This window comes from Bartonella sp. AA1HLJMS (assembly GCF_042197445.1).
In the GTDB taxonomy this organism is placed as follows: Bacteria; Pseudomonadota; Alphaproteobacteria; order Rhizobiales; family Rhizobiaceae; genus Bartonella.
The window spans coordinates 89096-101613 of the sequence record NZ_JBHIRW010000005.1 but is presented as its reverse complement, the minus strand read 5'-3'; the positions used below and the strand labels follow the sequence as shown (position 1 = coordinate 101613).

Genomic DNA, 12518 nt, shown 5'->3' with positions numbered 1-12518 from the left:
ATGGCTCCTTAAACAGTATTTTAATAGCTCCAATTGGCATAACCTCGCTAAAGCCACAAAGAAACAAAGAGAATACACTCTTATGAAAGTGTGCGATACTATAGGTCACATTTCATACCAAGCAATCGAAAAGAAACATATCATAGCCGGTGTTGAACGGCGCAAAGAAACACCAGCAATGGCTAGAGACTTTCTACAATCCCTAAATGGGCTTTTTAAATGGGCAATTGAACACGGACTTTTGGAAAGCAACCCTACTTTAGGTATCACAAGACCTCCTCTTAAAAATAAAGAGGGCTTTCCCGTTTGGACAGAAGAAGATGTTGAAAAATATTACCAACGCTGGTCACATGGTACCCATGAACGTGTTTGGATTGATGTTCTTTTATATACGGGTCTGCGTCGTGGTGATGCGGTCCGCATTGGCTGGAAAGACGTCAAAGATAATATCATTCACATCAAAACAGAAAAGAGCCAATTTAAAACAGATGTCTTTCTACCTATTTTACCGGAATTAGCCAAAACGCTTGAAGTTGGTCCTATTGGAGAAGAAACATTCATTTGTGGTAAACGCGGGAAAAAAATACCCAAAAAAAGCTTCGGAATTACATTTTATAATGCTTGTACCCAAGCAGGTATCAAAAAATCAGCGCATGGCTTAAGAAAATTAGCAGCAACACGCGCAGCTAACTCTGGTGCAACAGTATCACAATTGAAAGCACTCTTTGGCTGGACAAATGACAGTATGGCATCTCTTTATACCAAGAGCGCAGATCGCAAAAAACTCTCCCTTGAATCGATACAAAAGCTCCAAAAAAGTTAGGGATAGAGATAAAAAAACATAATAGAATCAATAAGCACCTAATCCCTTACTACAAATATAACTTTTTGATTTAATTATTATTTGTTACCGTTGCTAGAAATAACAATAAATCAAGGGATATAATTTGTTAATAGGCTTGGCGTTATGTCAAAATATCAGCGATGAGATTGCTTTTTGGTTGTTTTAGAAATGAAATAATGAGCTCAAATATTGATGAATGAAACGGGAGGTTTAAATTGAAAATATTAATTCCAGATGACTATCAAAAAGCCACCCTAACATTACAGTCTATTACAAAATTAATGACATCACATGAAGTGCTGGTTATAAATAATTTAGCTAAAGAATGTGATTTAGAAGATAAGCTCAAAGAGATAGATATTCTTATCTTAATCAGAGAGCGGACTATAGTTGATAGAAATCTTCTCCTGAAACTGCCAAATTTAAAATTAATCTGCCAAACAGGCCCTATAGGTTCACATATTGATATAGAAACTTGTAGAGACTTAGGAATTGAAATATTAGACGGTGGTGGAGATCCAACTTCTGCTGCTGAATTTGCGTGGCTCTTAATTATGTCTGCGCGTAGAAAACTCTGTAAATCTGTATCTGATATGAAAAAAGGACGATGGCAAACAACATTTGGCAACCAAATGAAAGGGGCTACTCTTGGAATATTCGGGTTTGGCCGTATTGGTAAAATGGTTGCTCAATATGCTCAAGCTTTTGGCATGTCCATTTTGGTTTATGGGAGCGAGCGTTCAACGCAAGAAGCAAAAAAATTAGGTTATCATTTTACGCATTCAAAAGATGAATTTTTTACACGTCCTGACGTTATATCCGTCCATTTACGTTTAAGCGATAAAACCAGAGAAATCATAAAATTAGATGATCTATTGAGCATGAAACCTCATGCTATTTTTGTCAACACAGCGCGTTCAGCTTTGGTTGAAAAAGGGGCGATAGAAAAAATACTAAGTTTGGAAAATTCAATTTACTTTGCACTGGATGTTTATGACAGCGAGCCAGTATATGAAAGCAAATTATTGCAATCAGATAGAGTTCTTTGCACACCGCATCTGGGCTATGTAACTGAAGAAAGCTTTGAGAATTATTTTGAAAAAGCTTGCCAAAATATAGCGTCTTTTATAAAGAGCACTTAATGTCGGCTGAGCCAATGTTTGTAAAATTTATCTTATATCGCTAGCAAATTTGCACTACATATAATAGCTTATTTCCTTAAATTAAGCATATTCCTTAGCTTTCATATTAATACCAATCGTATTGACAGATTTTTATGTAATCAGCATAAAATACCTGATTTATTGTTATAATCATTATTAAAAAAGGCTACTTCATTGGGATACACTTTAATTGGAGGGGGGCATAGTGGGCAATAATAAATTTATAGAAAAAAATTATTATAGATGGATTGTATTGCTTGTTGCCACGATCGCTCAAGCATCAGCCTGCTTCTTTGTTCAAGGGATTGGTCCTTTAGCTGAATTTTTTAAGAAGGATTTCTCGCTTAGTGACTCTCAGATAGGTTTGCTATCTTAAGCAGCGCAATTCCTACCTATTATTGGGTTACTTGTAGCTGGCGAATTACTAGACAAGTTTAACGAGCACTATATTATTGGAGTTGGCGCGATCGGCGTTTCTGTCGCTCTTTTGTTGGAAGCAATCGCAGATAACTATATTTCCCTTTTGGTTTGTTTGCTCATTGTAGGAGGATTTTATAGTTCTGCTCAACCCGGTGGCGCTAAATCTGTTTCTTCATGGTTTCCACAATCGCAGCGCGGATTTGCAATGGGAATAAGGCAGGCAGGCCTACCATTAGGTGGGGCATTAGCTGGGATAGTTCTTCCTGCTAGTGCGCTTGTCTATGGCATACAAGGTGCGTTTTTGGTCGGTGCCATCGTTTCTTTTTTAGGTGGATGTATATTTATTATTTTTATCACTCACCAGCAAAAGTTATCACTATCGTTCCAGAAAGCAAGGCAAAAGTTTCGTTCTATGCAAATGTAAGGTCACGTCTTGCGATGTGGCTGCGCCGCATATGAAGAATAATATTTTTTCAAACGTTTCACTTGTGATCGTTTAATATGTTTTAACCATTTTTATAACGATTTATTTTTATAGAATCTATCACCTGTCTCTAGATAAAAGTGCTTATTTATTTTTTGTTTCACAGGCTTCTGGTGCCTTAGGAAGAATTATTTTAGCAGCGTGGAGTGATCATTGTAGAAAAGGACGATTTTTTCCTGTCTTGTTTTGCATGATTGCAATCGTTTTTGGATTTTTAATATTAATTTTGAGCATGAGTGGATCGATAATTTATTTAACTATTTTATCTGCTTGGTTAGTTTTTGGAGGAATGGGATAGTATGGCCCTTGGGTTGCTTATATTGTAGACTCTTCGCCGAAAGAAAGCGTTGGCTTTTCTCTGGATTTAGGAATGTCTATAAATCAAATCGCAATCATTACTGCTCCACGATTATTTGGATTAATCCAAAATTTTACAGAAACTTATTTACTAACATGGCTGATTTTAATTATTGTTTTTTCACTTTTCTTAATAAGAAAGTAGGGAAATATAATTGGGGAGGAAATTATAATGATAAATGAAAATACTTTTGAGTTGAGCAATATCGAAAGAGACAAACTTTGGGAGGCTTTAGACCATGTTATTTATGATCCATACGGGTGGTATTGAATATTCGGTTGAGCTAAAAAATAGCATTTTCGCTGCTACCCCATAGAATATTAACAATTCTTATGAACCAAAAGGTGTCTATTACTCCCAGACCATATCTAATCTTTGAAAATCTTCCAATTGATAGACAAATTAATACGTCACCTAATCCTTATAATTTAGATGAGTCTTGTAAAAGTGGCTATATTAGCGAAAATTTAATTATGATGTTTTCTTTATTGATCGGAGAGCCTTATTCAATTAAGTTTGAAGGCGAACATATAGTAAATAACCTAGTTCCTTTAGAGGATAATAAAAAAGATTATACAGGATTAGGATCTGAAGTTGAATTAGATTTTTATACAGAAAATGCTGCACTAAAATTTATAACGAGTTTAAATTTATCTCCTAAAGGGGATAATTTTATCTGGTGTTCGCAATGGTGTTGATGGCCCGTTAACGAGAATATCTGATACACGTCTAGCTTTAAAACTTTTAAGTGAGGAGGATTTGAGGAGCTTAAGGGATAATTTATATATAATTAATGTTCCCTATAGATGGAGAAAAAATGGGGTAACCTCTACAAGTAAAGTGCCCCTAGTTCAAGGGGACGGTGAATTCCCAGATATCAGCGCTGTTTTTTATCCAGGCATGTTAGAGCCACAGTCAAAAAAGCCAAGAAAGCTTCAGATCATTTTTATGAAGCTATTAAGGCTGTATCTTTTGGAATTGATGTACAACCCATAAGATTATTATACATTGATAACAGAATGGCTCTACACTCTAGAGATAAATTTTATGGATCATTTGATCGTTATGAAAATCCAATGCGGTGGATTCAAAGAGTGTTTGTGTCTGCAGATTTATGGAATCATAGATATGTAGAACAAATAAAAGAAAGAGTATTTGATTTTCAATGCTAATGTCCTGATAATGATATAATGGTGAGTATTATTCTGATTTATATATATTGACTACATATCTCATATGTATAGATTCCTCCCGCATAATCAGGTGAGGCTACTACCTGATTATAGGCTATGGTGGCCAATTGATTTTCTATGACTGCATTTGCTTTTTGTTATATTTGCCCTTCTTTTCAAGTCGCTAGGGGATTCTCCTATCAAGCCCTTGAAAGAGTGATTTGGAGTAATTTCATAATGCGAAACCAAAACATAGTGACAAACTTTTCTATTGTTTTCACAAATATGACGGTTTGCATGGTTGCACCCTTCAAGCAGTGTGGCTTTTTTTCTTGCACGATGAAATCATTCATATATGAGACAACATAATTAATTTATAACAGATAATTCAATGTATTATCTAAAAAATGCAACGAAATAGCTATTAATGTGAACATATGAATTAAAAAAACAAACATCGCGTACAAATAAATTCAAACATAATTGTGCACACGACTTATAACATTTTTTAGATGAACAAATAATAATACACCCCATGTCTTTAAACAAAGAATGAAAATCATAAAATGAGCTCTAAGGATAATAAGAACTCTCCACAAAGAAGTGACAGAGATGAAGACTCCAAAGACTTCATCATCACCATCCTTCAGCATTTTGTTAACATATTCATTTTATACAAGAATCTTTCCCGCGGAAGAAATAGCATTTGCAATAGCTTCTTCGCTTGCCTCATCGGGTAATAACATCTCATTATGAGCACATCCCGATGGGATCATAGGAAAACAGTTTTCTAAATGATAAACACGACAATCAAAAAGAACAGGCTTATCACAGTCAATCATCTGCTGAATTTTATCATCAAGTTCATCGGGTTTTGAACAATGAATTCCCACGGCTCCATAAGCTTGTGCCAATTTCACAAAGTCAGGCATAGATTCCGTATAAGAATGAGAAAGACGATTACCATGCAGCAATTGCTGCCACTGGCGGACCATTCCCATATACTGATTATTTAAAATGAAAATTTTCACCGGTGTGTCATGCTGAATAGCTGTTGCAAGCTCTTGAATATTCATCTGAATGGAGGCATCACCAGAAATACACACAACAAGCGCATCAGGATGCGCTATTTGAACACCTATAGCAGCAGGTAAACCATACCCCATCGTTCCAAGACCACCAGAAGTCATCCAATGTTTTGGTTCATCAAAATGATAATACTGCGCTGCCCACATCTGATGCTGCCCGACATCCGTTGTAATATAAGCATTCGCATCTTTGGTAAAAGCATACAGCCGTTCAAGAGCATATTGCGGCATAATGACATCTTTTTTCTCCGCATATGCCAATGAATTACGAGCCTTCCAACGGTTAATTTGCGTCCACCACGCCTCACGGACTTCACTGTTAAACGCTGGTTGCTGTATCTTTAAGAGTTGCGTCATATCTCCTAAAACACAAGCCACATCACCAATAATTGGAACTTCTGCTTTTACAATTTTATTGATAGAAGAAGGGTCAATATCAATATGAATAATACGCGCATGAGGTGCAAATGCATCAAGGCGCCCGGTGATACGATCATCAAATCGTGCTCCAACAGCTAACATGACATCACAATCATGCATGGCCATATTAGCCTCATAGGTTCCATGCATTCCAAGCATTCCAAGCCAATTTTTACCGGAAGCAGGATAAGCACCAAGTCCCATTAATGTTGAAGTAATCGGAAAATCCCCCAATTGAACCAAATTACGTAAAAGCTGTATAGCTTTCATCCCCGATGAAATAACACCACCACCAGAATAAATAATAGGGCGTTTTGCCTCAACTAAAAGAGAAACGGCAGATTCAATAGCCTTAGTATTCCCTTTCAACGATGGAAAAGAATGTAAAGACTCCTGAACTTGAGGTGCTCTATAAAATCCTGAAGCAAATTGAACATCCTTAGGAATATCAATCAAAACCGGCCCAGGACGACCTGATTGAGCAAGAAAAAAAGCTTCATGAATAATAGCCGCAAGATCATTGACATTTTTAACCAGCCAATTACGCTTCGTACAAGGCTTTGTAATTCCAACTGTATCAGCCTCTTGAAAAGCATTTGTTCCAATCACCGTTGTTGACACCTGCCCAGAAAAACAAATAAGAGGTATCGAATCCATAAGAGCATCTTGCAAAGGTGTAACAGCATTCGTTGCCCCTGGACCAGAAGTTACAAGCATAACCCCTACCTTCCCTGTGCTGCGTGCATAGCCTTCAGCTGCATGCCCTGCGGCTTGTTCATGGCGCACCAAAATATGCTGGAGTGTATCTTGGTGATAAAGAACATCAAAAATAGGCAAAACAGCCCCACCAGGATAACCAAAAATATGTTCAACGCCTTGATCTATAAGAGCTTGAACCACTATTTCAGCGCCCGACATTATTTTTCCATCTGCACTCTCTTGCTTTCTTGGATCATTTCTCATTTTTCCCACTCACCTACTTTATAGGACAATAAAAAAGCCCCTAACGGAGCCCATAAAAAAAGCCCCCAAAGGAGCCCATTACACAACACATACTGTATGATTACCCCCATTATTCCAACGTATAAAATATATAAAAAATTCCTTGTAGAGAGATTTCTAATTCCATTGATACCATTCGTCAATAAAAAATTATATTTTCTAAAAAATTTCTTTTTCACGAATTATCTTTTATCTTTCGATAAGTTTCTTTGCAAAGCTCTAACTCTTTTATCAAAAAGTAAGCATCCATTCTTCATCAAATTGATTACGAAACCATGTCATTTGTCTTTTTGCATATCTCCTCGTTTGTATTTTCACCGCTTCAAGAGCACTCTCAAAGCTTCTATATCCATCCAAATAAGCCATAAACTCAGGTATACCAATAGCCTTCATTGCTGGTAATGAAGGGGAAAGTTTAAGTTTTTTCATAGCCACCACTTCTTCTAAAGCTCCTCTTTCAATCATAGAATCCAAGCGTTTATGAATACGTTCATAAAGCAGAGGACGTGGTGGCATGAGAAGAATTTTTTCGGTCAAATTTGGCGCAATGAGAGGTGTTGTTTTTTGTTTCTGCCACCAACTGAGCGACTTACCGGTTGCATCATAAACTTCCAAAGCACGTACAATACGCTGCCTATCATGCGAAGAAATTTTTTCAGCAACAACAGCATCAATCTGCAACAACTGGCGATAAAGACTTTCAGGTCCCTCTTTATCAAGCAGCAAACGCCACTTCTGCCGCACAACATCTGGAACATGAGGGACTTCCGAAATCCCCTCTAAAAGAGCACGAAAATAAAGTCCTGTTCCACCAACAAAAATAACTGATCTTAAAGAAAAAGTAGCCAATAGCTTCTCGACATCACACAACCATTGCCCTACTGAATAGTTCAAAGTAGGACTCACATGACCATAAAGATAATGGGGAACAATCGCGGTGTCAGCCTCCCTCGGCCGTGCCGTTAAAATATTTAAAACATCATAAACCTGCATTGAATCAGTATTAATAATGAGAGCATTTTTTTCTTGAGCCATTTGCAAGGCAAGTTCTGACTTCCCACTTGCCGTTGGCCCTGCTATTAATGTAACTGTTCTCTGTGTCATGAATAGCAATTTCTCCCAATCAATAACTTATTGCAACATGCAGACACCCCCAAAGCCTTCCTGTATTTTCTCTCCATTATCATAGAGTAAATACTTCAAACAAAAATACGAACACAAATTCCCCTTAAGACAAAGCCCCTTATGAAACTTATAAAAAAGAAAAAATGGACTTAATAACAACACCAAAGGAATTTCCAAGCATTTTTTGCTATCATAATTCAATAACAAACCACAGCTATAATAATTCTGTCCGTTAAGGCCATTAAAAATATACTCTCTGTCATCATTTATGAAAATAATACTAAGTTTAATCTATACAATCAAATAGCTTTATTTTTTCCTATAAAAATAGCATGCTACGCCGGTTTATAATAAGAGCCTCATAAAGTATCATATCAATACCATTTACTTGCGCATCACAAGCAGAGATAAAAATGGACTTAAGAAAGGTGTACCAATATCTCTTATGCAGCATTTCAAAGTCTAGGCTGTTACAATATTGAGAACTGAAAAATACTATGATGACACCAATTTATACTTTGATATTCAGCATAAAGATATAATGATTTCCAATGGATTTTATATTGCACACCCCATACTCTCTATCGTGAAATGAGCTTGAGAAATATTGGACATCACATGGCTGACTTGCAAAATATCCCACACACTAAGGCTGATAAAAAACAAAAAATAATTTTTTAAGGATCAATCCATTAGGAGCGTTACGAACCGTAACTCTCCATCTGGACGCGCTACAATAAATAGAGCATTTTTGCGTCCAGCTTCACGTAATTTATGAATACGTTTTTTAGCCTCATCAATTGTTGTGATAGAACTCTGATTGATATCAACAATCACTTCACCAACGCGAATACGCTTTTTATCCGCTGCACTATTTTGTGCAACAGATGTCACCACTAGTCCTCGAAGTTTATCTGAAATTGAATAACGATGACGCAAATCCTCTGTCAGTTCAGATAACGTCATTCCCATAAATTGCATTGTCGCGTTTTTCGACAGATCTTGATTTTTTTTATCATCAACTTCTTCTGTATCTTCATTTGGATCTGTTTCAATCAAACGTCCAAGCTTAACTTTTACTGTTGCTTCTTGCCCATTGCGTAAAATAGTAACGTCCACCACTTTTCCTTCTGAACTTTCTGCAACTAAACGCGGCAAATCACGTGCATGCTTAATTTTGGAATTACCAAAGGAAAGAATAACATCTCCAGTTTGTAACTGGCTATTATCTACATTATTTTCTTCCGTCTGTTCTATTTTACCAGCTACCAATGCTCCCACAGCATTGTCCAATTTTAAACTTTTTGCAATATCCTCTGTTACCGGCTGAATACGAATAGCCAACCAACCACGCCTTATTTCTCCAAAATCACGCAATTGATTAATAACAGAAAGAGCCATATCCGATGGAATAGCAAATCCAATACCGATAGATCCTCCCGAAGGTGAAACAATTGCTGTATTAATGCCAATGACTTCACCATTTCTATCAAATAACGGCCCACCAGAATTTCCCCGATTAATTGCTGCATCTGTTTGAATAAAATTATCATAGGGACCAGCATTAAGATCACGGTTACGTGCAGAAATAATACCAACCGTCACACTTCCACCAAAACCATAAGGATTACCAATAGCCATAACCCAGTCACCAATACGTGCTTTTTCTGAGTCACCAAAACGCACAGCTTTTAATTTTTTACTTCCTGCATCGACTTGAAGCAACGCCAAATCAGTTTTGCTATCCTTTCCAAGAAGCTTTGCCTTTAGTTTTGTACCATCCGTAAAATTAACTTCAATATCATCAGCATCTACAATAACATGATAATTTGTAACAATAATCCCTTTTTGCGCATCAATCACAAAACCAGAGCCTAAAGAACGCACCTTTTGAAATTGACTATCTTTTTGACCATCCTTGGGTGTAAAAAAATCACTGAAATATTCCTCCAGCAATGAATCTTTTGGGATAACGGGTACCGAGGTGTTTGCATCCTGTTCTGTTCCTTCAACAGTCTGCGCCGTGGAAATATTCACAACTGTTTCCAAAAGCTCAGAAGCTAAATCAGGAATAGAAAGCAATGCCTTGCTTGTCTCGGCTCCCCAAGACAAACTCACTGATCCTGATAGAAACAAAGTCACACAAAAAACAACTCTTGTGATAAAAAACTTTAAAAACGTATTTTTACTCACGATACTTCTATCCATGACATGCCTTTAATCAAAGATGCAAAGAGCCCCACTAAATTTATCTACGTAAAACCAGCACGGCTCGATACTCTCTACCACTTTTACCATAAAAGAAAATGGTCACAGATCATTCTTTTCATGCAAAATCTCGTATCTGCAATCCATTATTTTATCTATTCTCTCCCGATTTTGGATCAGTTTTACTGAGGCCAGTATTCATTGTCGGTAAGAATGCTTTATTTGCCTGCGGCGGATTACGAAAATAGAAAAAGAAATCCTCATTTGGAGAAATTACCATCGGTGTTTTCTCTAAATTCTTGTATTGTTCCATCGCCAACCAAAAATCGTAAAAAGACGGATTAGCCTCCCTCGCATTCAATAAAAGACGAATACTTTCAGCTTGACCTTCACCACGGGTAATTTCAGCATCACGCTTTGCAGCTGCTACAATTTCTTCATATTCACGATTAGCTTCTGCCACAATACGATCTCGCTCCTGCTGACCACGAGCCCGGATATTTTCCGCAGCAGCTTCACGTTCAGCTGCCATTTGCCGATAGACATCTTCTGAAACAGCATCAGTCAAATCGGTTTTACGAATACGCACATCAACAATGGTAATACCCAACGAGCCTGCATCTACAGAAAATTGCTTCTGTACTTCAGCCATCATCGCGCCTCGTTCATCCGATAAGGCTGCTTTAAATTCTCGCTTACCATAAACAGCACGCAAAGCGTCAATAAACCGTGGTGCAAGGTTTTCACGTGCCGCAATTTGTGGACGCCCAGAAGCAATGCGCTGTAAAAACAACTTAGGATCTGTAATACGGTAAATAAAGAACGCATCCACCTCATAATACGCACCACCACGAACCTGTACAGATTGTGTAGGAACATCGTAACGCAATAACCGATTATCAACAATGATCATCTTATCGATAAAGGGCGCCTTGAAATAGATTCCAGGATTAGATTCTACCTGAACAATTTGTCCAAAACGCTTAATTGCTACTTGTTGACGAGGATAGACGATAAATACGGACATCCACAAAATCATCAAAACAAACACTATAGCACTAAAAACAAACAAAAAGCGAGATTGCTGCATAATTAATCTCCTCCAGAAATACGAGAATCTAAGAGTAACGCAGGACGCGCTGCTGTTGCCTTTACTTTTTCCGATGACTTGCTACGCAACAATTCATTCAAAGGTAAATAAGGCACCGCTGGAGAATTTGCCTGATCAAGAACCAGCTTATTTGGTGAAGAAAGAATCCGCCCCATCGTCTCCATATAGAGACGGTAGCGAGCAGCTTCTGGTGAAATCGCAGCCTCTCGAGCTATCGCCTGAAAACGTTCAGCACGCCCTGTTGCCTCTTCAACCATTTGTGCCTTTTCACCTTTTGCGATTTCCCGTGTGCGTGAAGCTTCACCATTTGCTAAACCAATTTTCGTAAAACGCACACGATTCCCCTCTTCAATCATTCTTCCACGTTCCTGCTCCGCCTGCTGAACAGAATTAAACGCAGCAGCAACCTTTGTCGGAGGAGCAGCTTCACTGATAGAAACACGGCTTATTTCGACACCAAGTTGATATTTATCCACAGTCAACTGGATAATCTTTCTAACGTCATTAGCAACTTCTTCTTTCTTGTCACGTAAAACATCATCAACCGGCCGCGAACCAATGACCTCACGCATTGCACTCTCAGCAACTTGGCGGACAGTTCCCTCTTGATCATTCACATTGAATAAAAACTGACTAGGGTATGAAATCCGATAATAAACGGAAAAATTAACATTAACGATATTTTGATCACTCGAAAGCATTAAACCATCACTTTGTTGCGCCTGACCGGGCTTCCCACCAATCGCGATTGTTTTTTCCGTTAAAGGGACTTTCATATAGGTCTCAATTGGCCAAAAATGAAAATGCAACCCATCACCAATAATGCCTTCTTTAGGGATGCCAAAGCGCAACTCTACCGCTTGTTCATTTTGCTGAACAATATAAATTGACTGGTATAGCCAAAAAAACACAATAAGCAGAAGGAATAAAACAGAAAAACTGCTTCTCCCGAATTGTTTAAACTGATCCTGCCCTTTGCGCAAAATTTCATTAAGATTAGGACCATTTTCGCCACCATTACCGCCACCAGAACCAAAGAGATTCTTAGCTGGTGTTTTTTTGTCACCACTGTTTTTATCGCCACTCCACGGGCCACCACCATTTTGATTTGTCCAGGGCATTA

The 12518-nt window shown here is 37.7% G+C and carries 10 protein-coding genes; 5 read left to right on the top strand and 5 right to left on the bottom strand.

Annotated features, from left to right (window positions below):
- The 5 genes from ACFIQE_RS03095 to ACFIQE_RS03075 all read left to right on the top strand — a co-directional run.
- The coding region (locus ACFIQE_RS03095) for a tyrosine-type recombinase/integrase (protein ID WP_375707256.1) at positions 1 to 823 on the top strand (823 nt) is incomplete at its 5' end.
- Between the two features lie 236 nt (positions 824 to 1059).
- A complete protein-coding gene (locus ACFIQE_RS03090; RefSeq protein ID WP_375707255.1) occupies positions 1060 to 1986 on the top strand; it encodes a D-2-hydroxyacid dehydrogenase family protein in 927 nt (308 codons plus the stop codon).
- A gap of 226 nt (positions 1987 to 2212) precedes the next feature.
- Positions 2213 to 2383 carry a hypothetical protein gene (locus tag ACFIQE_RS03085; protein WP_375707254.1) on the top strand — a complete coding sequence of 57 codons (171 nt, stop codon included), beginning with the start codon at positions 2213 to 2215 and terminating at the stop codon, positions 2381 to 2383.
- Positions 2384 to 2401: 18 nt separating this feature from the next.
- A complete protein-coding gene (locus ACFIQE_RS03080; protein ID WP_375707258.1) occupies positions 2402 to 2851 on the top strand; it encodes an MFS transporter in 450 nt (149 codons plus the stop codon).
- 750 nt (positions 2852 to 3601) lie between these two features.
- On the top strand, positions 3602 to 3967 hold the full coding sequence (locus ACFIQE_RS03075) for a hypothetical protein (RefSeq protein WP_375706410.1): 366 nt from the start codon (positions 3602 to 3604) through the stop codon (positions 3965 to 3967).
- Positions 3968 to 5112: 1145 nt separating this feature from the next.
- Here ACFIQE_RS03075 and ACFIQE_RS03070 read toward each other — a convergent pair.
- The 5 genes from ACFIQE_RS03070 to hflK all read right to left on the bottom strand — a co-directional run bounded on the left by ACFIQE_RS03070 (position 5113) and on the right by hflK (position 12516).
- The gene (locus ACFIQE_RS03070) at positions 5113 to 6912 is read right to left on the bottom strand and encodes an acetolactate synthase 3 large subunit (protein WP_375621344.1); all 1800 of its coding nucleotides are present in this window, start codon (positions 6910 to 6912) and stop codon (positions 5113 to 5115) included.
- Between the two features lie 270 nt (positions 6913 to 7182).
- On the bottom strand, positions 7183 to 8055 hold the full coding sequence (gene miaA / locus ACFIQE_RS03065; RefSeq protein WP_375613384.1) for a tRNA (adenosine(37)-N6)-dimethylallyltransferase MiaA: 873 nt from the start codon (positions 8053 to 8055) through the stop codon (positions 7183 to 7185).
- Positions 8056 to 8760: 705 nt separating this feature from the next.
- Positions 8761 to 10284 carry a Do family serine endopeptidase gene (locus tag ACFIQE_RS03060; RefSeq protein WP_375629936.1) on the bottom strand — a complete coding sequence of 508 codons (1524 nt, stop codon included), beginning with the start codon at positions 10282 to 10284 and terminating at the stop codon, positions 8761 to 8763.
- Positions 10285 to 10435: 151 nt separating this feature from the next.
- Complete coding sequence (hflC, locus tag ACFIQE_RS03055) at positions 10436 to 11374, bottom strand: protease modulator HflC (protein WP_375606990.1); 939 nt, start codon at positions 11372 to 11374, stop codon at positions 10436 to 10438.
- 2 nt (positions 11375 to 11376) lie between these two features.
- Positions 11377 to 12516: an FtsH protease activity modulator HflK gene (gene hflK / locus ACFIQE_RS03050; protein WP_375612019.1), complete on the bottom strand. Its 1140-nt coding sequence runs from the start codon at positions 12514 to 12516 to the stop codon at positions 11377 to 11379.
- Positions 12517 to 12518: the final 2 nt, after the last annotated feature.

What these genes read in the sequence shown, in the direction of transcription:
- hflC (WP_375606990.1), bottom strand. Translation starts at nt 11,374, where the DNA reads ATGCAGCAATCTCGCTTTTTGTTTGTTTTTAGTGCTATAGTGTTTGTT.
- ACFIQE_RS03070 (WP_375621344.1), bottom strand. Translation starts at nt 6,912, where the DNA reads ATGAGAAATGATCCAAGAAAGCAAGAGAGTGCAGATGGAAAAATAATG.
- ACFIQE_RS03060 (WP_375629936.1), bottom strand. Translation starts at nt 10,284, where the DNA reads ATGGATAGAAGTATCGTGAGTAAAAATACGTTTTTAAAGTTTTTTATC.
- ACFIQE_RS03075 (WP_375706410.1), top strand. Translation starts at nt 3,602, where the DNA reads ATGAACCAAAAGGTGTCTATTACTCCCAGACCATATCTAATCTTTGAA.
- hflK (WP_375612019.1), bottom strand. Translation starts at nt 12,516, where the DNA reads ATGCCCTGGACAAATCAAAATGGTGGTGGCCCGTGGAGTGGCGATAAA.
- miaA (WP_375613384.1), bottom strand. Translation starts at nt 8,055, where the DNA reads ATGACACAGAGAACAGTTACATTAATAGCAGGGCCAACGGCAAGTGGG.